25 protein-coding genes and 1 tRNA gene are annotated in these 23,944 nt (G+C 49.9%); 4 read left to right on the top strand and 22 right to left on the bottom strand.

Annotated elements, in window-relative coordinates:
- Positions 1 to 16 precede the first annotated feature (16 nt).
- Positions 17 to 101 (bottom strand) — tRNA-Leu (locus tag ACO0LN_RS08040).
- 159 nt (positions 102 to 260) lie between these two features.
- On the opposite strand from ACO0LN_RS08040, the gene rnr reads away from it, so the two are divergent.
- The 3 genes from rnr (at position 261) to cysE (ending at position 4,394) form a co-directional block, all read left to right on the top strand.
- The gene (gene rnr / locus ACO0LN_RS08035) at positions 261 to 2,756 is read left to right on the top strand and encodes a ribonuclease R (protein WP_422972612.1); all 2,496 of its coding nucleotides are present in this window, start codon (positions 261 to 263) and stop codon (positions 2,754 to 2,756) included.
- A 45-nt stretch (positions 2,757 to 2,801) separates the two neighbouring features.
- Entirely contained in the window at positions 2,802 to 3,533 is a 732-nt protein-coding gene (rlmB, locus tag ACO0LN_RS08030) for a 23S rRNA (guanosine(2251)-2'-O)-methyltransferase RlmB (RefSeq protein ID WP_422972610.1), read from the top strand.
- A gap of 114 nt (positions 3,534 to 3,647) precedes the next feature.
- A complete protein-coding gene (gene cysE / locus ACO0LN_RS08025) occupies positions 3,648 to 4,394 on the top strand; it encodes a serine O-acetyltransferase (RefSeq protein WP_422972608.1) in 747 nt (248 codons plus the stop codon).
- A 32-nt stretch (positions 4,395 to 4,426) separates the two neighbouring features.
- On the opposite strand, the gene ACO0LN_RS08020 is transcribed toward cysE, so the two are convergent.
- From ACO0LN_RS08020 to fliF, 14 genes are all read right to left on the bottom strand, one after another.
- Positions 4,427 to 5,977 (bottom strand): NAD(P)H-hydrate dehydratase, encoded by a 1,551-nt coding sequence (locus tag ACO0LN_RS08020; protein ID WP_422972607.1) that lies wholly within the window; start codon positions 5,975 to 5,977, stop codon positions 4,427 to 4,429.
- A gap of 3 nt (positions 5,978 to 5,980) precedes the next feature.
- Positions 5,981 to 6,778: a flagellar biosynthetic protein FliR gene (gene fliR, locus ACO0LN_RS08015; RefSeq protein ID WP_422972605.1), complete on the bottom strand. Its 798-nt coding sequence runs from the start codon at positions 6,776 to 6,778 to the stop codon at positions 5,981 to 5,983.
- A gap of 21 nt (positions 6,779 to 6,799) precedes the next feature.
- Positions 6,800 to 7,069 (bottom strand): flagellar biosynthesis protein FliQ, encoded by a 270-nt coding sequence (fliQ, locus tag ACO0LN_RS08010; protein WP_422972603.1) that lies wholly within the window; start codon positions 7,067 to 7,069, stop codon positions 6,800 to 6,802.
- Between the two features lie 8 nt (positions 7,070 to 7,077).
- Entirely contained in the window at positions 7,078 to 7,845 is a 768-nt protein-coding gene (gene fliP / locus ACO0LN_RS08005; RefSeq protein WP_422972601.1) for a flagellar type III secretion system pore protein FliP, read from the bottom strand.
- 9 nt (positions 7,846 to 7,854) lie between these two features.
- Entirely contained in the window at positions 7,855 to 8,319 is a 465-nt protein-coding gene (fliO, locus tag ACO0LN_RS08000; RefSeq protein WP_422972599.1) for a flagellar biosynthetic protein FliO, read from the bottom strand.
- On the bottom strand, positions 8,316 to 8,744 hold the full coding sequence (gene fliN / locus ACO0LN_RS07995) for a flagellar motor switch protein FliN (protein ID WP_162041089.1): 429 nt from the start codon (positions 8,742 to 8,744) through the stop codon (positions 8,316 to 8,318). The genes fliO and fliN overlap by 4 nt, the downstream gene beginning before the upstream one ends.
- Complete coding sequence (gene fliM / locus ACO0LN_RS07990; protein WP_162041090.1) at positions 8,737 to 9,738, bottom strand: flagellar motor switch protein FliM; 1,002 nt, start codon at positions 9,736 to 9,738, stop codon at positions 8,737 to 8,739. Before fliM ends, fliN begins: the two co-directional genes overlap by 8 nt.
- 4 nt (positions 9,739 to 9,742) lie before the next feature.
- Positions 9,743 to 10,246 carry a flagellar basal body-associated protein FliL gene (fliL, locus tag ACO0LN_RS07985; protein ID WP_422972597.1) on the bottom strand — a complete coding sequence of 168 codons (504 nt, stop codon included), beginning with the start codon at positions 10,244 to 10,246 and terminating at the stop codon, positions 9,743 to 9,745.
- Positions 10,247 to 10,577: 331 nt separating this feature from the next.
- Complete coding sequence (locus tag ACO0LN_RS07980; protein ID WP_422972595.1) at positions 10,578 to 12,212, bottom strand: flagellar hook-length control protein FliK; 1,635 nt, start codon at positions 12,210 to 12,212, stop codon at positions 10,578 to 10,580.
- 20 nt (positions 12,213 to 12,232) lie between these two features.
- Complete coding sequence (gene fliJ / locus ACO0LN_RS07975; RefSeq protein ID WP_422972593.1) at positions 12,233 to 12,673, bottom strand: flagellar export protein FliJ; 441 nt, start codon at positions 12,671 to 12,673, stop codon at positions 12,233 to 12,235.
- A 32-nt stretch (positions 12,674 to 12,705) separates the two neighbouring features.
- Positions 12,706 to 14,094, bottom strand: coding sequence for a flagellar protein export ATPase FliI (gene fliI, locus ACO0LN_RS07970; protein ID WP_422972591.1), 1,389 nt, complete (start codon positions 14,092 to 14,094; stop codon positions 12,706 to 12,708).
- Between the two features lie 5 nt (positions 14,095 to 14,099).
- The gene (locus ACO0LN_RS07965) at positions 14,100 to 14,783 is read right to left on the bottom strand and encodes a flagellar assembly protein FliH (protein WP_422972589.1); all 684 of its coding nucleotides are present in this window, start codon (positions 14,781 to 14,783) and stop codon (positions 14,100 to 14,102) included.
- The gene (gene fliG, locus ACO0LN_RS07960; protein WP_110253190.1) at positions 14,776 to 15,771 is read right to left on the bottom strand and encodes a flagellar motor switch protein FliG; all 996 of its coding nucleotides are present in this window, start codon (positions 15,769 to 15,771) and stop codon (positions 14,776 to 14,778) included. The genes ACO0LN_RS07965 and fliG overlap by 8 nt, the downstream gene beginning before the upstream one ends.
- Positions 15,764 to 17,455: a flagellar basal-body MS-ring/collar protein FliF gene (gene fliF, locus ACO0LN_RS07955; protein WP_422972587.1), complete on the bottom strand. Its 1,692-nt coding sequence runs from the start codon at positions 17,453 to 17,455 to the stop codon at positions 15,764 to 15,766. Before fliF ends, fliG begins: the two co-directional genes overlap by 8 nt.
- 202 nt (positions 17,456 to 17,657) lie before the next feature.
- Between fliF and fliE the strand changes: the two genes are divergently transcribed.
- On the top strand, positions 17,658 to 18,011 hold the full coding sequence (fliE, locus tag ACO0LN_RS07950) for a flagellar hook-basal body complex protein FliE (RefSeq protein ID WP_422973100.1): 354 nt from the start codon (positions 17,658 to 17,660) through the stop codon (positions 18,009 to 18,011).
- Positions 18,012 to 18,136: 125 nt separating this feature from the next.
- Here fliE and ACO0LN_RS07945 read toward each other — a convergent pair whose 3' ends face one another.
- The 7 genes from ACO0LN_RS07945 to ACO0LN_RS07915 form a co-directional block, all read right to left on the bottom strand.
- Positions 18,137 to 18,898 carry a flagellar brake protein gene (locus ACO0LN_RS07945; RefSeq protein WP_422972585.1) on the bottom strand — a complete coding sequence of 254 codons (762 nt, stop codon included), beginning with the start codon at positions 18,896 to 18,898 and terminating at the stop codon, positions 18,137 to 18,139.
- 36 nt (positions 18,899 to 18,934) lie between these two features.
- Positions 18,935 to 19,246: an EscU/YscU/HrcU family type III secretion system export apparatus switch protein gene (locus tag ACO0LN_RS07940; RefSeq protein ID WP_422972583.1), complete on the bottom strand. Its 312-nt coding sequence runs from the start codon at positions 19,244 to 19,246 to the stop codon at positions 18,935 to 18,937.
- Positions 19,233 to 20,564, bottom strand: coding sequence for a flagellar hook-length control protein FliK (locus tag ACO0LN_RS07935; RefSeq protein ID WP_422972582.1), 1,332 nt, complete (start codon positions 20,562 to 20,564; stop codon positions 19,233 to 19,235). The genes ACO0LN_RS07940 and ACO0LN_RS07935 overlap by 14 nt, the downstream gene beginning before the upstream one ends.
- A 5-nt stretch (positions 20,565 to 20,569) precedes the next feature.
- Positions 20,570 to 20,905, bottom strand: a complete 336-nt coding sequence (locus ACO0LN_RS07930; protein WP_162041099.1) for a flagellar protein FliT — start codon at positions 20,903 to 20,905, stop codon at positions 20,570 to 20,572.
- Between the two features lie 6 nt (positions 20,906 to 20,911).
- The gene (gene fliS / locus ACO0LN_RS07925) at positions 20,912 to 21,382 is read right to left on the bottom strand and encodes a flagellar export chaperone FliS (protein ID WP_422972579.1); all 471 of its coding nucleotides are present in this window, start codon (positions 21,380 to 21,382) and stop codon (positions 20,912 to 20,914) included.
- A 43-nt stretch (positions 21,383 to 21,425) separates the two neighbouring features.
- Entirely contained in the window at positions 21,426 to 23,438 is a 2,013-nt protein-coding gene (gene fliD / locus ACO0LN_RS07920; protein WP_422972577.1) for a flagellar filament capping protein FliD, read from the bottom strand.
- A 120-nt stretch (positions 23,439 to 23,558) separates the two neighbouring features.
- Positions 23,559 to 23,942 (bottom strand): flagellar protein FlaG, encoded by a 384-nt coding sequence (locus tag ACO0LN_RS07915; RefSeq protein ID WP_422972575.1) that lies wholly within the window; start codon positions 23,940 to 23,942, stop codon positions 23,559 to 23,561.
- Positions 23,943 to 23,944 lie beyond the last annotated feature (2 nt).

Genomic DNA, 23,944 nt, shown 5'->3' with positions numbered 1-23,944 from the left:
GCGGGCTCTCAAATTTTGGTGCCCACGGAGGGACTCGAACCCCCACACCCGAAGGCACATGGACCTGAACCATGCGCGTCTACCAATTCCGCCACGTGGGCAACGGAGAACAACATTATAGATTAATTGAAGCATTTGTCAAGGTGAGTCACCTTGCGGATACAAGAATTGTTAGGCGAAAGAGGTTTGCTACAGTAAACTATGGCCTGATAAGATTTTGGCGTGACCCAAATTAACTTTTTTAAGAAAAAATACAAAATTTGAACAAGCATTTATACCCCATCCCCAGTCGCGAAGAGATACTGGGTGTTCTACGTACTAACACGGCAAAAATGACTGCGACTGCAATAGCAGATGCATTGTCAGTAAAACCTGAGGAGTTAGATGGCATGACACGACGATTAAACGCGATGGAAAGAGATGGGCAAGTCAAAGTAGATAAAGGTGGAAATTATTCCATCGCCAATCAAGACAATTTCATCAGCGGCAAAGTCAGCAGTCATCGCGAAGGCTATGGTTTTCTGATCCCGGATGATGGCAGTGAAGACCTGTTTTTGCCTGAGCGCGAAATGCAAAAAGTCTTGCATGGTGACCGCGTCATGGCGCGTGTTGTTGGCACAGACAGGCGTGGCCGCCTTGAAGGGGGCATACTTGAGATACTCGACAGAGCCAATACTCATGTTATAGGCCGCCTCCTCAATGAAAATGGCGTCTGGATAGTCGCGCCTGAAGACAAGCGCTTCAGTCAGGATATTTTATTGACTGGCGCACCAGGCAAAGCCAAGGCTGGTCAGGTCGTCAGCGTCGAGTTGACTGAGCAACCGACCCGTTACGCACAGCCAGTTGGCAAGATCGTTGAAATACTGGGTGATGTCGATGATCCTGGTATGGAAATCGAAATTGCCGTCCGCAAATTTGGTGTACCACATGAGTTTTCTGAAGCGGTAAAAAAAGCCGCTGCCAAATTGCCGTCAGAAGTCAGGGACAGTGATCTCACAGACCGCGTGGATCTGCGTGACATTCCATTGGTGACTATCGATGGCGAAGACGCTCGCGATTTTGATGATGCAGTGTACTGTGAGCCAGTCAAGATAGGCCGCAGCAAAGGTCACAGGCTGATCGTCGCCATAGCCGATGTGAGTCACTACGTCAATCCAAATGATGTGCTTGATGAAGAGGCGCTGTTGCGCAGTACGTCGGTGTATTTCCCGCGCAGGGTTATACCGATGTTGCCAGAGCGCCTGTCGAATGGCCTGTGCTCGCTTAATCCTGATGTCGATCGTTTGACGCTGGTGTGCGATATGGTGATTACGCAAGACGGTGAAGTCACGGCTTACCAGTTTTATCCGGCGGTCATCCATTCTGCCGCGCGCTTTACCTACACTGAAGTGGCAGCTATACTTGGTAATACCAAAGGTCCGGAAGCAGCCAAACGCTTGACCCTGGTACCGCATCTCTTGCATCTGTATGAAGTCTTCCAGTCTTTATTGAAAGCCCGTCAGGTGCGTGGTGCTATCGACTTTGAAACGACTGAGACCTATATCGTTTGCAATCCATCTGGCAAGATAGAAAAGATATTGCCACGCACGCGTAATGATGCGCACAAGCTGATTGAAGAATGCATGCTGGCAGCCAATGTCTGCGCCGCGAATTTGCTGGAAACTTACAAACATCCAGGCACTTATCGTATCCATGCCGGGCCGACCAAAGAGAAACTGACCCAGGTCAGAAATTTCCTGAAGCAAGTTGGTCTGTTCCTTGGTGGTGGCGACAAGCCGGCAGCATCGGACTATGCCGAGTTGATGAAAAAAGTCAAAGGCAGGCCAGACGCAACGCTTTTGCAAACCATGTTGCTGCGCTCCATGCAGCAAGCGGTTTACAGCCCGGACAATATCGGCCATTTTGGTTTGTCTTATGATGCTTATGCCCATTTCACCAGCCCGATACGCCGTTACCCTGACTTGTTGACGCACAGGGCGATCAAGGCGATTTTGCAGGGTCGTAAATATGAACCCAAGGGTATAGACCTGACGCTGTTGAATACTTCTGTATCGAATGCCACCAGAAAACAGCAAATTGCTGACAAGGCAGCCGGCAAGAAGAAGGAAGAAAAAGAACAGACTATCTGGGATGCGTTAGGTGTCCACTGTTCTGCCAATGAACGCCGTGCTGATGAAGCTTCACGTGACGTCGAAGCCTGGCTCAAGTGCTATTTCATACGCAACAAGGTTGGTGAAGAATTCACCGGCATGATCACCGGGGTGACACAGTTTGGTATCTTTGTTCAGCTGGATGAAATTTTTATCGAAGGTCTGGTACATGTCACTGAACTGGGTGCTGATTACTTTCAGTATGACGAGGCGCGCCATGAGTTGCGCGGCGAACGTACCGGCAAACGCTATCAGTTGACAGACAAAGTCACGGTGCAAGTCAGCCGGGTTGATCTGGATGCGCGCAAGATAGACTTGGCCATAGTCCAGCCTGTATCACCACGCTCAGCTGGGCTGGTGGATACACGAGGCACAGCAACGAATGAAAAAAATCGCAAAGGCGCTGCCAGTGCCAAGAAAGCCTTGCTGGTACCTGAAGAAAAAGCCGTGGCAAATTATGGCAGAGGCGGTAAAGCTGCTCCAGCCAAAAAAGTAAAAGAAGAAAGTTTTTCTGGTGGGCGTCGCCAGAAATCTTCACCTGTTGCTGCAAGTGCAAAGAAAAAAGCACCAGCCGCCGCCGGTAAGTCAGCGAAGAAAAGACGTTAGTACCTCAAAGTACCTCAAAGAAATGCATGTAAAGAAAAGAATGAAATGAAAAGTAAAATGATTTTTGGTTTCCATGCGGTGACCTCCCGGATCCGCCATGAAGCCTCTTCCGTCGAAGAAATCTATGTAGATTCTTCTCGCGTTGATGGTCGTATGAAAGACCTCTTGCAAGCAGCAAAATCTGCTGGTGTGCGCATCATCCCGGCAGATGATCAGCGCCTCAGCAATATCGTCGGTACACGCCGCCATCAAGGCGTAGTAGCGAAGGCCAGTGAATTGTCACTGGCACGTAACCTCGATGAATTGCTTGACGCGATTGATGGGCCACCATTGTTGCTGGTGCTGGATGGCATCACGGACCCACATAACCTGGGTGCCTGCCTGCGCGTGGCTGACGGCGCGGGTGCGCATGCAGTTATCGCTCCCAAGGACAGGGCGGTGGGCTTGAATGCCACTGCAGCCAAGGTTGCCAGCGGCGCTGCTGAAACAGTGCCGTACATTACCGTCACTAATCTGGCACGCACCCTGCGTGAATTGAAAGACCGTGATATCTGGCTGGTTGGTACCTCAGATGAAGTCGAAAAAAATATCTACGATGTCGATTTCAAGGTTGGTTGCGCCATCGTCATGGGTTCTGAAGGTGAGGGCATGCGCCGCCTGACGCGCGAAACCTGCGATATGCTGGTCAGTGTCCCCATGTTCGGTTCTGTAGAAAGCCTGAATGTCTCCGTGGCTTCAGGTGTTTGTCTGTACGAAGCCCGCCGTCAGCGTCTGTAAGCCATAGTTTCTGTAAACCTGTACGTCTGGTGCCCATTGATTTAGGTAGCGGACGCAGCTTTTTCAGAAATACGCTACTATCTTATTCCCCTCCGTCATAACCATATAAATTCCATGTTTGACCGCCTGAGAGAAGATATAGCCAGTATTATCAAGAAAGATCCTGCCGCTCGTAATGCCTGGGAGGTGATCACTTGTTATCCTGGCTTTCAGGCCATACTCATGCATGGCTGGGCACAATGGTGCTGGAAGCGTGGCCTGAAATGGCTGGGTCGTTTCATCTCTCATATTGCTCGTGTATTGACAGGTATAGAAATCCACCCTGGTGCGACCATAGGCCGCAGGGTATTCATTGACCATGGTTTTGGTGTGGTCATTGGTGAAACGGCAGAAATCGGTGATGACTGTACTATTTATCAGGGTGTGACTCTGGGCGGTACATCCTTGTCGCGTGGCGCAAAACGTCATCCTACGCTGGAGGCAGGCGTTATCGTCGGTGCCGGTGCCAAAGTGCTGGGTGGTTTTACTATTGGAGCAGGTGCCAAGATAGGGTCTAACTCCGTAGTGCTCAAACCTGTGCCTGCTGGTGGTACTGCTGTGGGTAACCCTGCTCATGTCATCAAAAGAGAAGTCGCCTCGGCAGATTCAGAAACTGCACATTTGTTCACCGCTTATGGCGTGACTCAAAACAGTGACGACCCGATTTCCAAAGTCTTGCACAAGTTGATTGATCATGCTGCTGCACAGCAAGAGCAGATAGAAAAATTGTCCGCTGCCTTGGCGCAATCTGGTATTGCCTGTGATGCCCGCTCTGAAGTGGGCAAACTGATACCGGAACAGATTAATAGCCTGGTTGACTGATTCCTGATCCAGTAGGGAAATGGTGGATAATTTTAGGTTGCAGCGTGATAAGCTAATTGATTGATATGAAGCCTAATCTCTGGCAATAACTCGCTGGCCGTCAAGCCTATAGGCCCAGTTCCATTTTTTACCAGTTCATCGGCTGCATGACCGTGCACCCAGGTAGCCATTCTTGCTGTATCCACGCTATTGCCAAGCTGTGCCAGTAAGGCACCTGCCAAACCTGCCAGTACATCACCAGTGCCACCACTGGCCAGGGCAGGGTTGCCAGTCGTATTGGTAAACAGCTTGCCATCAGGGCCGCAAATAATACTGCCGGAGCCCTTGAGTATCACTACTGCATTGAATCGGCTTGCCAGCTCTTGTGAGGCAGACAGGCGATTATTCTGTATCTCAGCGACGCTCCTGTTCAGCAATCTCGCTGCTTCCAGTGGATGTGGCGTGAGGATGCATGGAGTATTTCTATCGCGTAATAAGGCCTGCAATTTGCTGTCTGCAGCAATCAGGTTCAAGGCGTCTGCATCAATGACCAGTGCTTGCGCGCTTTGAATGGCACTGCTGAGTAAGGTATGTGCAGCATTTGACGTGCCCAGCCCTGGGCCTACGACCACAGTTGCCTCTTCCAGACTGATGTCCCCAGCATGGCGGAACATGATTTCTGGGTGCAGACTATCGTAAGCGGGTGCTTCTGCCAGTATGCTGCAGTAAATCCTCCCGGCACCTGCATACTGTGCAGCCCTGGACGCAAGGATGGCAGCACCGGCCATGCTCCTTGCACCGCCAAGTACGACGACATCACCAAAACTGCCTTTGTGACTGTTTTGTTTGCGAGGCTTTAGAATTTGCAGCAGGGACGTACGTTCATTCAGATAGCTACGGCATGCAGGAAAAAAATCTTCAGAAATATTGAGTTGATTGACAATGACATGACCCGCATAGTCTTTGCCTGATCCTGTATGCAAGCCAGGTTTGTTGGCAATAAAAGTAATAGTATGGCTGGCCTGAATAAGCACGCTGTCTTGACTCACTGGCTGCCCGGTATCGGCATTCAAACCACTGGGGACATCAATCGCTAGTACCGGGATAGTCTTTTCAGACGCGAGTTGGTTGATGAAGTTGATCAGCCTTGCAATGTCAGCTTCCGGTGCCCGTTTCAGACCTATGCCGAATAAACCGTCAATAATCAGCCCCCAGTTTTGTGACGGCGTATCGTGTAATGTGCGAACCTCAGCAAACTCCAGTCCCAAGCCCCGCGCTCTTTGCAGCGCAGCCTGCGCATCTGGAGAGTATTTCTCAAATGCTCCGCACATGAGACAAACAACTCTAAAGCCCTGTCTGGATAAGTGATATCCGGCCTCATAAGCATCTCCCCCGTTATTGCCCGGTCCTGCCAGTATCAATATGGGATATTGCTTGTTCACGCAAATTTTTTCTGCCAGTTCTGCCGTCACCAGCCCGGCTTTTTGCATGAGCGTGATCTCGCCCTGGCCCTCGCCCTGATGTGCGAGTGCACGGGCCTCGATTTCACGTATCTGTTCTACGTTATATAGTCTGGCGTCGCCGGTAAATACCCCGCATGACATGATTTACCTCTTTATCGGGAGCGGCGTACTCTGGCCTAAGGACTGTATCATTTCCAGGCCGCTCTGGAACAGGTTTTGCAGTGGCAGGAGCAGATAAGGCATGATCAGGGCGACCATCAAAAAACCTACACCTATGGTGATAGGAAAGCCTATACCAAACAAATTCAATTGAGGCGCAGCGCGCGTCAATATGCCGAGGGCGACGTTGGTCACCAGCAGGGCAGCAACAATGGGTAGCGAGAGATGCATGCCCACGCTAAAAATTTGCTCCCCCCAGATTGCCAGCTTTTGATAATTGAGACCAGATTGATAGGTGGTTGCAATAGGCATGGTATGAAAGCTCTCAACCAACGCCGCCAGCATGGAGAGATGCACATTCAGCGTCAGCATTAACAAAGTCGATGTCAACACCAGAAATTGCGCAATCGCTGACGATCGTCCCTGGGTCTGTGGATCAAAAAAGGTCGCAAAGCCCAGCCCCATGGTCAAGCCAGAAACCTCACCAGCCATCTCTATGGCAGAAAAGACGATGCGCATGACAAAGCCCATTGCAAATCCTATGATGAGCTGCTGCGCGAGTACCAAAATACCATTCAGTGAAACTGGATCAAGATTAGAAATGGCTGGCAGGGTAGGGGCGACGATCAGCGATAAAACCACACCCAGCGAGATCTTGATTTGAACCGGGACAGTGTTATTGCCAAACGGCGGGGCAACCGCAATCAACCCCAGTATCCTGGTCAGAGGCCAGATAAAGGAATTAATCAGTGCAATCAGTTCATTGCTGGAAAAAGAGATCATGGAATTGCGATGGTACGCAAATCAGGCTGCCATGGTGGCGATGCTGGAAAACATTTGGCGCATGTAATCCATCAGGATGGAAAGCATCCAGGGTCCTGAAATAATGAGCGTGACAAAGATACCTATCAGCTTGGGAATAAAAGACAGGGTGGTTTCATTGATTTGCGTGGCTGCCTGGAAAATACTGACGATCAGACCTATGCCCAGCGCCACCAGTAGCAAGGGGGCAGACACCATTAAGGTGACTTCCATAGCCTGGCGGCCTAATGTCATTACGCTATCGGGTGTCATGGTGAACCTCAGTAAAAACTTTGTGCGAGTGAACCTATCAACAACTGCCAGCCATCAACAAGCACAAAGAGCATGAGCTTGAAAGGTAGCGATACGATGGCAGGTGAAACCATCATCATACCCATGGACATCAGCACACTGGCAACCACCATGTCGATGATGAGGAAGGGGATGAAGATGGCAAAACTGATTTGAAAAGCAGTTTTCAGTTCACTGGTAATAAAGGCGGGGATTAAAATTCGCAAAGGCACGTCTTCCGGCCCTTGCAGCTCGGGAGTATTGGATAATTTCACATACAGGGCAAGGTCAGTCTGCCTGGTTTGCTTCATCATGAATTGTTTCAGCGGGGTTGCTCCCTTATCCAGGGCAACCTGCATGGTGATCTTGTTTTCAGTAAATGGCTGATAAGCTTCAGCATAGATTTTGTCAAACACCGGTCCCATGACGAACAGAGTCAGGAACAAGGATAAGCCCACCATCACCTGATTCGGTGGCGCAGACTGGGTACCCAGCGCTTGCCTGAGTAAAGACAAGACGATGATGATGCGGGTAAAACTGGTCATCATCAGCAAGGCCGCCGGCAAAAAGCTGAGTGCCGTCAGGAATAGCAGCGTCTGTATGCTGAGTGAATAGTTTTGCCCGCCACCAGGTGCGGGCGTGCTGGTGATTGCTTGCAGGCCACCATTGACCTGTGCCACGGCGGCTTCTGGCAGAGCAAGTCCGCACAGCAAAAGTGCCAGCCAGATGAGCGGCAGATGAGCGCGCAAAGTTTTCATGCGATGTAATTACCTGTTCTCAGACTGCTCTGCAGATCGTTCGGTAGTCCGTTTTTCCAGTGTGCGCCTGAGCCATGCAGAAAAAGGATCATTGGCAGTTGTTTGCGCTGACTGATTCAGCAGTTCTTCCTGTTTGGGCATGCTGGCTAGCGTGTTGATATTGCTGGCAGTGACGCCAAGGACCAGCCATTGATCTGCAATCTCGACTACCATTACCCGTTCGCGGTTACCAACATTGATGCCACCAATGATCTTGACGGGGATCTTATTTCCCACGCTCATCATGGGCCCCAGGCGACGCATCAGCCAGGCGGCCATGACAACCAGGCCCAGTACCAGGAGTAATGCTGTGGCAATTTGTATAACGCCGCCACCAGTTGAAACAGGCGCATTCTCGGCAGCGAATACAGTATTGCTCAGGCTTGCCAATGCTGCCAGTGTTACCGCCGCAAAATAAACTGAAGTAGTCCTCATTTGTTGAGCTTGCGTATGCGTTCTGCAGGCGTCACGATATCGGTCAGGCGAATACCAAACTTATCGTTGACTACAACTACCTCACCCTGGGCAATCAGGCAGCCATTGACCAGCACATCCATAGGCTCACCCGCCAGACCATCAAGCTCTACGACAGAACCCTGCGCCAGTTGCAGCAGGTTTTTGATGGCAATCTTGGTTCTGCCCAACTCTACCGTCAGTTGAACCGGGATATCCAGAATAAAGTCGATGTCATTATGGGTTTCAGGTGCGTTACTGCTCTTGCCGCTGAACTCTTTAAAAATGGCAGCACTGGCCGGTGGTGCTTCAGCCTTTTCGGCTGCCGCAGCTTCTGCTCTTTCCTGCTCTGCAATTGCAGCGCCCCAATCATCTTCACTGATGGGTGAATCGCCGTTGTCATCCATGATTTTCTCCTTGTGCTACTTCCTGTACGCTGGAGCTGATCAACTTCTCCACACGCAAGGCATATTGCCCGTTAAACACGCCGTATTTACACTCCATGACTGGAGTGCCATCGACTTTTGCTGAAATAATTTCTGGTACTGAAAGCGGAATGATATCGCCTTCCTTCATATTCAGTATATCGCCCAGAGTGACGCGCGTGGTGCCCAGATCTGCAACTATTTCAACTTCTGCTATCTGTATCTGTTGCGTCATCAGACGTACCCAGCGTTTATCCACCTCCAGGGTTTCGCCTTGCAGGCTACTGGTCAGAATGTCGCGTATGGGCTCTATGGTGGAATATGGCATGCATAAATGCATTTCACCACTGACTGGCCCCAGTTCTATTGTGAAGGTGGTGGATACCACAACTTCATTCGGAGTCGCAATATTGGCAAACTGGGTATTCATTTCTGAGCGTATATATTCAAATTCTATGGGATAGACAGGTTCCCAGGATTTGGAATAGGTTTCAAAAATGATTTCCAGGATGCGGTGAATGATACGTTGCTCAGTCTGGGTAAAATCGCGGCCTTCAACACGGGTGTGGAAGCGGCCATCACCACCAAACAGATTATCCACCAACAAAAACACCAGACCAGGATCAAGCACGATCAGGGAAGTGCCTCGCAAGGGCTTCATGTGCACCAGATTCAGGTTCGTCGGCACCACCAGGTTACGGATGAATTCACTGTACTTTGATACCCTGACGGTACCGACGGAGACCTCTGCACTGCGGCGCAGAAAATTGAACAAACCTATGCGCAACAAGCGGGCAAAACGTTCATTGATAATTTCCAGCGTTGGCATACGGCCGCGGACGATACGCTCTTGCGTGGCAAGATTGTAGGGCCGGACACCTGAGGTATCCTCCAGGGATTGCGAGTCGTCCTGATCTCCCGTGACGCCCTTCAAAAGGGCATCAACTTCTTCCTGGGAGAGAAAATTATCTGACATGATTTTATTGGACTACAAAAGACGTAAAGAAAACACCACTGACTTTTTGTGGCTCTCCCTTGGCGGTAAAAGGCTGGGCAACTTTTTCGATAATGTCATTAACCAGTTTTTCCTTGCCTTCGGACGATAAAATTTCAGACGCATCCTTGCTTGACAGCAGGAGCAATAAGCGGCTGCGCACTTGTGGCATATTTTCCTTGATCAGATTGACCTGTTCTTCATCCTGCACTTGCAGTGTCATGCTGATTTGCAGGTATTTGTCGCCATCGCTTGATTGCAGATTGACTGTAAATGGTTCGAGAGCAAGAAATACCGGGGCTTTGGCTGGTTCTGCCTTATGTTCTTTTTCTTTGTTGGCCGGGGCTTTTTTAGTCAGAAAAAAAGCTGCGCCGCCACCTGCTGCGACCAGTAAGACGACAACCGCGGCGATGATGATCAGGAGCTTTTTTTTCGACTTTCCTGCTGGAGCATCACTTGCTTCCGCTGCTTTGGCTGGTGCTTTCGCCATGGTTTTCCTCTCTGTAGGCAATAAATGCCATGATTTTTACGTATTATGCTTGATGGCAGGCATTTAAGATCCGAGAAAAGAGGGCGTATTTCAGCTTATCTCTGATGTTTGCAAATGAGTGAACTCACTTCATTGCCTGGATCAGCCTGCTCATGACCATTCTACATGTATGTACAAGTTTTTTTCCAGAGAGTAGAAGCTGATCTTGCTGCGTATGAGCAATACTTTTGTGTCAGAGAGTGAAATAAGGGCTGCAACAATGGGCCGGTGTGCAAATCCGGCGACACATTGCAAGGTGTCAGCTCAAGAAATGGTAGTCATGCCAAAAGACTCAGGCAAAGGTATCCACCAAGCCGTTATTTGTCTGTATCCTGGCCGGCGCTGTGCTTGTTGCACTGATCGTATTGTCTGGTAAGTCAACGCCAGTTCTTGTTGAGCCCAGACTGCGTGGCTGTTGTTGTGCGAAATTTTGTCCCTGGCCTGCAGCCTGTGAATTAACAGAGAAACCTGTCAACTGTACACCCGCATCGCTGAGCATTTGTTTTAAGCGCGGCAAGGCCGCTTCCAGTGCTTCCCTGACTTCTGGCTGGGCGGAAGAGAAACTGGCGCTGGCTTGTTCATTACTGACCTTCAGCACGACCTGCAAGGGGCCGAGGTCCGGCGGGTTCAATGTCAGCTCTGCCGATTGCAAGCCTTCACCCACCATCCAGACAACTTTTTGGCCTACTGCTTTATCCCAGCCATTGCTGCCTACACGTGGTGCAATTTGCTCTGCCGCCAGCACTGCGGCATTGAATTGCGTACTACTGACCGCATTGGCTGCCATCGCAGGTGGTGCCATGACTTGCTGGCTGTCTTTGGCAGTTGCACCCGTTTTGACTTCAGATATACGTTCTGCCATTGCATCTTTTGCCTGCGCAATATCAGTGGCAAACGATTTTGGTGTGTCCGCCGCACTTACTACATTGCGGGCATCCCCGGTCTTGTCGTTGGTGGCTTTAGCCAAACTCAGTTCGCTGATCTTGGTATCACTAACAGTTGTTTCGGAAGGCGTGTCTGCGCTGACTGTAGTTGCCCCTTTGCTTGTTTGTGCATCTTTCAGTGCGGGAGAGGTGAGTTCAGCCGCGCGGTTAATGGCATCCGTCAATTTGCCAGCCTCTTTATCAAGAGGTGAAGCTACCGCATTTTGACCATTCTCTGCGAGTCTGGCTGTAGTTTTGCCATCAGCCTTGCTGGCAATCATTTGCGCGGCAATTGCTGCCACATCAGCTTTGCCGACAGGGTCTTCAGGCTTGATTTGTTCCTTGCCCGTTGACTTGCCATCAAGCTGGGTAGCAGCCAAATCCCGATTTTCTGCGCCTGACTTTGTCAGGTTAGCGACCGTATTACTGTCGATCAGATCGCTTGCTGTTGCCGCTGAGTCTGCGCTGGCTATGGCTGCAAGACTATCTTTCTTACCGGTATCAACATCGCTGGCAACGGGCTTTTTGGCTATATCTGCAGCTACAGGTGCAGGGTTGAGGTTGCCTACCAAGGCCAGAATTTGTTCGCTGATGCTGAGTTCATCTTCTTTTTTGACATCAGTCTCGTCTTCTTTGCTGACTGAGCCATCAGTACTTGCCGCGTCTGTTTTTACTGCACCGGCATTGGCAGGTACATTATCGTCATTCTTCGCCAGCTTATTGCCAGCATTGGCCTGGTTATTGGCGTTGCCGTTGTTGTTAACGTTATTGTTGGTGTTGTTATTTGTCGCATTATTGTTGTTCTTGTTGGCCTGGGGAGGCTTGTTAGCGCTGTTGGCACTGGCAAGGCGCGGCGCTTCCATCTCTGGCCTTTTTGATCCTGAGATTTCTTTATTCAGCATTTGATTGAAGCTGTTTTCGGTATTTCCAGACGAGTTGTTTCTGCTCGTTTTAGTGGCCGCAGCAGTTTTGTCTGTCGCTGTCAGTAGTGGATTAGCTTGCATTTGCGGTACCTGTAGATAAATTAGCGCTTATAAAAGAGGGCGCGCGCGGCCATTTCATCGGTTTGCTTCTGATCTCTTTTCGCTTCTTTCTTTTGTTGCACCGTTTGTGCCCGGTTTTGCAAAGTGTCATAAGAAAGGCGTTTTTTTTCGCTTGCCTGCCATTCTGTTTTTGCCATGACGATGCGATGCTCTGCATCCATGACAACTTTCTTTTGTCCTTCTATTGCGGAGTCTAGCTTGGCCAGGAAGGATAAAAAATTCGTATATTGCGACACTGTCAAGCCTTTTGCTGCACCATCCTGCAATCTTTGTGCGTAATCATCGCGGTATTGCTGCAGCAAACTCAGTTTTTTCTCAGTATCTTCATGCGCGCGAATGGCCTTACCCAGAAGTTTGGCGGCATCGTCAACTTCTCTTTCTGTAATTTCTATCAGTGTGCTAATTGGTGATTTCAACGCCATGGTGATTTAAGTATAGTCGCTGGCAGGATTTTCTATCCGTTGAATAGAGCCTGAAGTTGGCTCAAGCTTTCTGGAATGCTGCATTTTTCGGTGATATCTTGTTGTAAAAAGGCAACTATTCGTCCATTCAGGCGAATTGCCTCATCCAGTAAAGGGTCAGAGCCTGGAGAATATGCGCCGACGCTGATCAAATCCCGGCTACGTTCATAGCGTGAATACAATTGTTTCAGCCTTCTGGCCAGAGCCTGATGTTCAGGCGTGGTAATGCCATGCATGGCACGGCTGATCGATTGCTCAATATCAATGGCAGGGTAGTGCCCGCTCTCCGCCAGGGTGCGGTTCAGAACGATATGGCCATCCAGGATAGCCCTGGCAGAATCGGCAATAGGATCTTGCTGGTCATCACCCTCGGTCAGGACCGTGTAAAAGGCAGTAATTGAGCCACCGCCAGATTTGCCGTTACCGGCACGTTCTACCAACACGGGCAATTTGGCAAATACAGACGGTGGGTAACCTTTGGTTGCCGGCGGTTCACCGATTGCCAGGGCAATTTCCCTTTGGGCCATCGCATAACGGGTCAGGGAATCCATGATCAGCAGTACGCTGCGTCCCTGATCGCGGAAATACTCGGCAATGGTGGTTGCATAGGCCGCTCCTTGCAGACGCATGAGGGGAGGAGCATCAGCAGGTGCTGCCACCACGACAGAGCGGGCCAGGCCTTCAGTGCCGAGAATTTGCTCAATAAATTCTTTAACTTCACGTCCCCGCTCACCTATCAGGCCGACGACGATAATGTCGGCGGCAGTATAGCGCGCCATCATGCCCAGCAAGACACTCTTACCGACGCCTGAGCCGGCAAACAGGCCCAGCCTTTGTCCCTTGCCCACGCTCAGCATGCTGTTGATGGCCCGCACACCCACGTCCAGAGTATCGACGATAGGCGCGCGTTCAAGCGGGTTATAGATGCGTGCGCCCAATGGGGCGGATTCATGGGTGCCGAGCGGCCCCAGGGTATCGAGAGGGCGGCCATTACCGTCCAGGACGCGACCCAGTAACTCATAGCCTACTGGCAGATGCCGACTTCTGTCACTGGGACGGCGGCGTGGGTGATTGGCAATTTCATGTGCTTCGGGCTCTGCCGGGAAAACCGGCGAACCAGGCGTCACGCCGTCAAGATCACTGTGCGGCATTAAAAACAGCCTGTCGCCATCAAAGCCGACCACCTCGGCTTCTATTTTTGCACCACTTTGCAGATGAATGCTGCAGGCACTGCCGACTGGCAGGCGCAAGCCTACTGCCTCCATCACCAGGCCAGTGACGCGGGTAACTCTGCCTGACATGGACGTTGTCTGCACATGAGAAACCTGCTCACGACCGAGATTGAGCTTGGATTTCCAGTCGTTGATGAAGGTATCAGACATGTGCTTCAGCCTTCTTTATGATCACTGATTTGCATGCTGTCAAGCAGTTTTTGCCAGCGGCTTGGGTAACTGGCATCGACGAGATTATGCTGGGTTTCCAGTTTGCAGCCACCGCGTGCCATACTGGGATCGACGATGATGCGCCAGCCACCTTCACTCAGTGTTTCACCGAGCTGGTTTTTAACCATGGCTGCGTCTTCAGGGTTCAATAAAATATGGGCTGGTTGTTGTACATTCGCCAGTTGTGCAATAGCATCTTCAACGATAGGTAATATGACGGTCGGGTCGCTATCAAGTTTGGCTTTGAGCATGGTTTTTGCCATGTCCAGCGCAAGATACATTAATTCACTGCCCATTTGCTGGGATGCTGAATGCAATTGCTCGGAGAATGCCTGTGCCAAAAGTTGCAAAGAGTGGATTTCAGTTTGCACTTGCTCCATCGTTTCAGCATACGCGGTTTCCTGGCCATCTTTAAGGCCACGCTCATACGCTTCTTTGTAACCCGCCGCAAAACCTTCCTGCTTCGCTGCTTCCTTTGCTCTGTCGGCTTCCAGCCGGCTTTGGGCAGCCAGATTTGCATTGGCTACCCTGACTTCTTCTACGTGGGCTGGCCGGTTGTCCCCAAAAGATGCCATTTCCCAGCGCTGGAATGCTGTCATGTCAGCTTTGCGGGGCGTATTATTAGACATAGGCATCTTCACCTTTTGCACCTAACATGATCTGGCCTTCGTCGGCCAGGCGCCTGACAATCAGCAGGATTTGTTTTTGTTGCGCTTCCACTTCAGACAGGCGTACCGGACCTTTGGATTCCAGATCCTCGCGCATCATTTCTGCAGCGCGCTGCGACATATTCTTGAAGATTTTTTCGCGCATATCCTGATTTGCACCTTTCAGGGCGACAATCAGCGAATCAGACTGTACTTCGCGCAACAGCAACTGTATGCCCTTGTCATCAATCTCAAGGATGTTATCAAAGACAAACATCTCGTCCATGATTTTTTCTGCCATGTCGCCATCGTATTTGCGCAGGTTATCCATGACTGAAGCTTCATTCTCGCCACTCATGAAGTTCAGAATTTCTGCAGCAGCACGCACACCACCGATGGATTTTTTCTTCAGGCTTTCGTTACCTGTCAGCAGCTTGGTCAGCACATCATTCAGTTCACGCAGGGCGGTAGGCTGGATACCATCAAGCGTCGCGATACGCAGCACGATGTCATTGCGCAGGCGTTCAGTAAACTGGTTCAGGATTTCGCAAGCCTGATCACTTTCCAGATGAACCAGGATGGTGGCGATAATCTGTGGATGCTCATTCTTGATCAGCTCTGCAACGGAGGGCGAATCCATCCATTTCAGGCTTTCTATCCCACTGGCATCTTTGCCACCAAGGATACGGTTCAATAAAGACGCGGCCTTGTCGTCTCCCAGGGCTTTGGTCAGGACATTGCGGATATATTCATCCGAATCCAGACCCACCGATGAACTGAGGTCGGCCGCTGATTTAAATTCTTCCAGAACCTTGGCGATGGCCTCATGCGGGATGGCACCGATGGCAGCCATGGCTGCACCGATTTTTTGTACTTCGCGCGGGCCAAGATATTTCATGACCTCGGCAGCACCATCTTCACCCAGTGCCAACATCAGGGTGGCGGCTTTTTGGACTCCATCTTCACTCATTGCTGACCCATGCCTTTACTACGTTAGCTACAATACGGGGATCGTCTTTTGCCAGTTGTTTTGCCATTTCCAGATTCATTTCATAGCTGGAACCATGTCTGGTATTTTGTAATTCTGCTTCTTTTGACAAATTCACAATGGCAGCTTCTTCTTCCTCTTTTTCTGCTTCTTCCTGAGCGCGTTTCTCTGCTTCGATGGCTTCCAGGGTTTCTTTGTCTTTACCCATCATCTTGAGTAACATGGGTTTCAGAAAGCCAAAAAACAAATATGCAAGGACGATGGCAACGCCTATGTATTTTGCGATTTCCTTAGCCATTTGCAATACATCGGGTTGCTTCCACAGTGGTAAATCTACTATAGGCTCTTTTTCAGGGCTGGCAAAGGGGCTATTGACCACATTCAAGGTATCGCCACGGTCTTTGTTGAAGCCCATGGCTTCTCTGGTCAGATCAGTAATCTGGGTTTTTTCTATATCAGTCAGAGGGCGTGTCGTGGTTTTGCCATTTTTATCTGTTTCTGTTTTGTAATTGATGACTACCGCGACAGACAGACGCTTCACGCCGCCCATAGGTTGCTGCGTATAGCGTATGGTCTTATCGACTTCAAAGTTCATCGTGGAGTCTTTTTGCATCAGGCCAGCGCTGGATGCCGCACTCTGCGTATTGGCTGCACCGCTAGCGACGATAGGTGCTGTTGCCGGAACAGGTGGCTGATTGCTCAATGCCCCGGGGATGCCAGACGGATTGCCAGCTTTATTGTACGACTCGCTGGTTTGCTGGCTGCGTATGGCAGAAGCTTCTGGCGGTGAATTGGGTTTGTACGTTTCAGCAGCCTGTTCTGAGCGTGAGAAGTCGATGTCTGCAGTTGCTTCAGCGCGTACATTATTGGCACCAACGATAGGTGAAATAATCGACTCTATGCGTTTGATAATGTTTTGCTGATATTCCTGTACGTATTTAAGTTGCGAGGGATCAAGACTGTTGTTCGCCATCTGCTTGGTCGGATCTGACAGCAGATTGCCATTTTGATCGACGATAGTGACATTCTTGGCAGATAACTCAGGCACGCTGCTGGCAACCAGATGAATGATGGCACTGACTTGCTGTTGATCCAGCACACGGCTGGGATAAAGATTCAATAAGACCGAGGCAGTCGGTTTTTGCTGGTCGCGGATGAACACCTGTGATTTGGGGATGGCCAGATGTACACGCGCAGTCTGGACTGCGGAGACCGCCTGGATGGAGCGCGCCAGTTCGCCTTCCAGTGCGCGTTGAAAATTCACTTGTTCCAGAAACTGCGAGATGCCCAGCTTCTGGTTTTCCATCAATTCAAAACCGACATTGCCGCCCTTGGGCAGGCCCTGTGAGGCCAGTTTCAGGCGTGCATCATGCACCTGGTTGGCAGGAACGAGAATGGCATTGCCGCCTTCAGAATATTTGTAAGGAATGTTTAACTGTTGCAACGAGGCAACAATGGCCCCGCCATCCCTGTCATTAAAGTTGGAAAACAAGACTTTGTAATCAGGTTGCTGGCTCCATAGCCACACACCCACCATGATGGCAATCGTAATTGCAGCGCCGACTGACAGCATGATGTTGCGCATGGCTGGCGTCTGCGGCAAGCCAAATATGCCCGGCAGGGCCGGTCCAGGCGGGGCAATTGCTATATTTTCTGCGGTTGCCATAGTTCACCTTGTGCTAAGTAATGTGTCAGTGGATTGCATGCTTGCTGTTCCAGATATGGTTTTTTCCTTGATAGCGATTTTCCACTTAATTACCAAAATCAAACGCAGGAAAAACGATGCCTTTACAGTTCTTTTCCAAGCTCCCGTTTGCCATCTGGCTGTTAATGTAGCAAATGTGAAAGTCCACAAAATAGGTGATCAAATGAAAATGGGGGGCATAGACGCAAGCCGCATAGAAGCCATGGTTGCACAGTTAAAAGCCACTGCGGCCAGGATGGAGGCAAGTTCAGGCCTGGGAGTAAGCCAGGCAGATAGCGCAGCACCGCCTGGCAGGCTGGATTTTGCAGAGGCATTAAAGGCGTCACTGGAAAGCGTGAATCAGTCGCAGGTCAGTTCGCAGCAGCTAGGGCAAAAGTTCGCCATGGGCGATGATAAAGTCAGTTTGTCCGATGTCATGATTTCCATGCAAAAAGCCAATATCTCATTCCAGACTACCGTACAGGTCAGGAATAAGCTGGTATCGGCGTATCATGACATCATGAATATGCAGATATAGCTTCCCGGTAAGACTTGCAGCAGACTAGCCCCCTGGCACCTGTATCCCGCCTGGGTTTGAAAAAAATAAAGCCCGATTGATGGAAATCGGGCCTTGTCTTTGGAATTGACTGTTTAGCTTATTTTTTAGCGTATGCCAGTTAACTTGGCATTGCGTTCCCGTTCCAGTTTCATGATATAGCGCTGTATGCTAGCCAGGACGCTATTTGACATGTTAATGAACTGACAGCCGAGGCGACGGTTTGACTTGCCATTTAACAGGACCAGATCCTGAGAATTGCGGATTTGCAGTATCACATCCACCAGGCCTATGGTTGGTAAATCCAGTTTGCAATGCTCATAAATGGTGCCTATGGTGCTATCGAGGACTTTTCTTTCATCCAGTATGGCTATGCCACCACAGCTGATATCCACCAGCGAGAGCTTCAATGTTTCCTGTCTGTTTTCCAGATGTACGGGTATCAGCGCACGGATAGGATTGGATAGAGGGGTATTAATACGATAATATTCACGCCTTTGCAGGCGTATCATATTCGTTGGCATCTCAAACTGCAGTGCAGGGCGATCTTCAAAATCTATGCGTTCAAGATTCGATGCAGAAAACTGTATGCTGATTCTGTCTAGCAGGCCTTCAAACGACACCCTGGGTGCTTCGATGATGCGTTGATTGGCCAATTGACCAGGAGCGCTGTCTATGATCACCAGATTGCTGCTGTCATCGACTTCAAGTATGGAGGTAATGAATACTTCCGAGCCACTATTGATCAACATGCTGATCAATTGCTTGCTTTCTTTCAGGCCGCGCAACAGACCAATGATTTCCCGGCGGGAATCAACTTGAAACGGGCTTTGATTTTCTGTACCCAGACTCGGAGGTGTCGATGGCATATTTTTATAGTGGTATTTAAAATTGGGGCTGCTATTTTATTGTCGCCCTGAAGTCTCCGAAATTGTCTCAGACTTTTCCGTATCAATATGGTAAAGCCAAGCGAGCAGTTCTGCAACTGCCCGATACAGGGCTGGTGGAATATCTCTGTCAAGATCGACCTTCATGAGCAAAGAAACCAGCTCTTTGGACTGATGTACATGGACCCCATGCTCTTTTGCCCTGGCAATGATTTCTTCGGCAATTAATCCTTTGCCCTTGGCAACTACCTTAGGTGCTGAATCACCATTCTGGTAAGCCAGCGCAACGGCATTTTGTACTGGTTTGACAGGTGGATCAGCTGCGCTCATTTTTATTCACCACAAAAGACATCAGTGGTGAACCGGCCACCTGCATCGCAGTTGCCAGTTCACTTGCATGATCCTTCAGGGCGGAGACAGTGCTACTTTGCTCAGCCCGTAAGGACAGGCCCAGATTACTTGACTGCAGATTGATAATGGCCGTGACTGGCCCCAGATTGGGCAAATCAAAGCGAACCACCGATTGCCAGTTTACATTCTCAATTTCCTGCTGATGCTGATTGCCCTGGCTTTCTTTTTTTATTTCCCATTCGATTTTTTGCCCGGGGAAAAGCTCTCCTTGCCATCGTACGACATTTTGCTCCAGAACATTTAATTGCTGGTGAATTATTTGGCCCATTTCTTTATTGACCGGGCCTGAAGCTGTAGCTGAGTTGCCGGCAGTGACGTCTGTAGAGCCAATTTGCGCCTGGGGCTCTGCCTTGATGTCATTAATGAGGCGTTTGCCCTGTGCCCATTCTGCAACATGGGATTCATAAAAAAGTCCGCTGGCGTTGATCTGATGTTGAAGCTTGGTGGCTGTAGCAGCGGTGTCTTTTAAGTCTGCTGGTGCTGCAAGCACAGGTGTCTGGCTTGCAATGCTCAGTTTCTCACCCTGATTTGGGGCGGTTTGCAAAATTTGTGTAATGAATTTGCCTGTGCTGCTTAATGATGTCGGTGCGCTGCTCAGGTGATCAGGTGTCGTATCAATGACATTATTGTTATTGATAATGGACTTGGAATTGACTTCAGCCGATTTGGCTGTGGCTACGTCCTGGATACCGATTTTGGGCGCACTGACACCTGTATCGTTGGTGATTTTCTTGCCTGCATCATTGACTGATAAACTGACTATGCTGGCCGTATCGGCTTTGCTACCGGGTTCGGTGAGGATCGTTCTGTTGGCGGTTTGGGGTGTTGGTGTCTTAACTTCGTCCGTTGCAGCGCCCAGATAATTGTTTGCCGGCAGTTGGGGACGTTTTTCTGTGCCTGCCGCGTAATTTTGCGGGAGAGGTGCAGGGAAGTGGGGATCTGCATCACGTTCCAGAAGGAAGGTCGGACGAGGTTCGGTGGCTATGAGACGCAAAGGAATCTGATCGCCCGTCTTGCTTCCTTCAGGCAGCATCATTTTGGCAGTAATTCCTGCTACCCGCACAGTAAAGCTGCCATCCATCAACTTCGAGAGAATTTCACCCTTAAGTAGCTGCCCCGTGACTAGCTGCGCAAGCTTGGGAGTGATGTCCTGTTTGGTTTCACTAATTGAAAGTGCAGCGGTAGGTGCCTCGATATTGGCGGCTTGTTTTGAAAGACTATCGAGTGGGGTAGCCATAAAAATCAGGCTGAACTACCTGCACCATACGCATTGGATAATTTTCTGTTGGTACTGGAGTTTTTCATCAAATCTGACAACTGCGCCATCCATGGCTCGGTAATGTCGCGAATTTCCTTGTCGTCGGCAAGAATTTTCTTGATGATGCGGACTTTTTTGTCACGCATGTCTGCGGGCAAATCAAAAGGGATTTCGCTTTCACGTATGGTTTGTACGCGGCTGGAGCAGTCATTTTCCAGTTGTTCCAGCAATTCCCAATTTCCTGAGCGCGCAGCTTCCAGCATATTGCCTGTAATTACGGCAACATTTTCATACAATGAGATCAGTTCCAGACTATTCATCTTGATTCAAGCCTCAACAAAGTTGGCAGGACGAGGGGACAATGGGTCGATATTCATTTTGGGTGCTTCCGCAGCAGGCTCGTTGCTGGGGGCAATTGCTTCCCATGAAGATTTTAAATCCCTTAATAGATTTTTTACTTCATTGAGCATCTCATCGTTATTGTCCAGATTGGCGCGAATCAAGCGGGCACTCATATATTCGTAAAGGGCATCAAGATTATTGGCTATTTCACCACCGGCCTTCTTGTCCAGGCTGGCGCGCAGTCCGTTTTCGATAATGGCGATAGCTTTCGAAATTGACTGACCTTTAGAGGCTATTTCACCATTGCTTAAGTGCTGCGATGCATTGGAGATCGCTACGATTGCTCCTTCAAAAAGCATCACGATCAATTTATGGGGGCTGGCAGCAATCACGCCAGTCTCTATGCCTACTTTTGCGTAGGCATTTGCACCACGTACTTGAGATGAGCCAAACATAGCGATTAATCCTCTCTGATATTATTGATACTGTTAACTACATTCACTTCGTACTTGACGTCAGTGCTGCCAGTTGTTGTGTAAGAAATGAACTTGTATTATTCAAACTGCTTACAATAGAGTCCAGGGCTGTAAATTGCGCCCGGTAGCGTGCTTCTGTATCGAACAAGCGGCTATTCAAAATATCTCTTTGTTTGCCTATGTCCTTGATACTGCGGTTGATACCATCTGTAGCACTCGATATCGAGCCGGAAGTGCCAACCACAGTAGATAGCAAAGACGATACCTGTGACGCATAACCCCTGGAAAAATTCACTGTTCCGCGGGCTCCCAGTGAGCCGCCACTGACCAATATTTTCAAGCCCTCGGTATCAGAGCCAGTGGCGCCTGTCAGGAATTGCCCACTGCCAGCCGCTGTAATGCCATTCAGTTTGCCTGCCACATCCACGCCTGCAGTGCCGTTGAGGACGGTGCCGGTAAAACTGGCTGCACCAGTACCGGTGCCATCTGCCAGGCTCACATTCGAAGCACTACCATACTTGGTCGATTGCAATTGCAACTTGCCGCCGCTGTTAATGGTGGCAGTGACAGTTGAGCCATTGTCTTTGAAAGTGGAATTCCCGTTGATCGAGGTTTGCAGCAAGGTTGCCAGTGAAGACGCCGTGTAAGTGCCGGCGGCCAGTGACACTAGGGATGTTTTCCCATCCAGGGTGACATTGATGGCAGTGCTGGCTGCAATGGTGGTGTTGCCAGTGCTCAGGTCCAGATCGCCTTGCAAGCCACCTTGCGTAGCAATGGCAGTGATTTCAAGGCCGTAAGCGCCTTGCTTGGTCGCACTGGTGGAGCTGCTGTAACTGACCAGACTGTCCGTCGCTTTACCAACGGAGGCAAACAAACCGCTGATCTCATTGTAGTTCGTCGATAAGGCAGCACTGAGTTTCGTCGAATCGACCGAAAGTGTGCCATCTTTTTGAAAATTGATACCTATGCTGGCAAGGCTGGTGATATTCCCGCCCAGGCCGTTGACAGCTGTACTGAGTGTCGATCTGACCTGGCTTTGTACGTTCCTGGCGGTAGAATCGCCAATCAGGATGCCACCTTTTTTGGTGCTGGCATCGTAACCGGTCAAGGTTTTTAACGTTGCCTGAAAGTCATTGTAACCTTTGACAAAACCATTAATGGCAGACTGTATGCCACTGGTGTTGGCACTCAGGCCAAGGCTGGTCGTGCCTACTTTACTCAGGTTCAGAGTGGTACCCTGTATGGCACCCGTTACTGCGTTGGACGTACTGGAAATTGCAATACCATTGACTGTCAGTGCCGCATTCTGTGCCGTGGTGGTTTCAGTAAAGTTTTGTGTGCCGGCAGGATCATAATTGACCAGGCTTTGGATGGCGGCATCGCCCGTTGCAGAAATCTTAAGACTAGAGGTCGCTCCAGTTTTGGCAGAAGTGAGCACCAGATGGTAAGGTGTGGCACTACCGTCGCCAACAATGGCGGCAGTCGCACCTACCTTCGCGGCATTAATTGCATCACGGATGCCTTGCAGAGAATTATTGGCACCATCAATAGTGACTGTGCCTATCGATTGCGCGGCATCCTGGGTAAAGGTAGAGCCCGTATAAACGCCATTTGCAGAAGTGCCACCAGTAATAGTGCCAAACTCAAAGGTGATGGTCGTGCTGGTGCCGCTGCCGATACTTGCTGTAGAACTGACTTGACCAGCGCTGGAAATCGTCTGTGCCTGTGCCAGTTTTGTGACATTGACGTTATAGTTGCCTTGGGTAGAAACGCTGGTGGTAGTGGCGGACAGGATGGAGCTGTCGCCTGCCGTAGCAGTTAGCGACTGAAAAGTGCCCAGATTGCTGAGGCCGGTAACATTGGACTGAAAAACGCTGAGCGCGCTGTTAAGCGTGCCATAGGCAGACAGCTTCGCCTGAAAACTGGCTTCTTTCTTCGCCAGCGTAGTCAAAGGCTGACTCTCCACCTGCATTAATTTGGTAATGAGACCGTTGACGTCCAGATTGGCGCCTAAGCCTGTCGATTGTATGCCCACATTGTTCCCCTTGTCAGACCGTACTGTACTAAATTATCGGCAAAGACAAACCAGACTTTAGAGGGGAATTTACATGCCAATTTAAAACTTAGATGCAGGACTGACTATATGATTAGCTAATTACGCTTGTTGTTTGATCAGTAAACCCTGTAGTTTATCCAGAGAACGCGAGATTTCAAGGGCTTCCTCGGACGGGATCTGGCGCAAAACTTCTTTGGTTTGCAGATCAACCACCTTTACGACTACTTTATTACTATGTTCTTCCACACTGAATTCGAGTGATTGTGACAGAGACTGGATTGTCTTGTTGATATCATCGACAGCTTTAGTCACTTTATCGAATTCTGGCGGTGCGGATGCAGAAGGGGCTGCCTTGACGGCATCAATGGTTTGCGTTGACGCTGCTGCAGACCTTGAAACGGGGGCGCTGGTATCGGGGCCTGTTGCACGGTCACTGATCAGTTGTCCTGATGGAGATGTGCTCCCTATCGATCGGATGTCCATGA

This window comes from Undibacterium sp. TC9W (assembly GCF_049339865.1).
Classification (GTDB): Bacteria; Pseudomonadota; Gammaproteobacteria; order Burkholderiales; family Burkholderiaceae_D; genus Undibacterium.
This window is presented reverse-complemented; position numbering and strand designations above follow the sequence as displayed.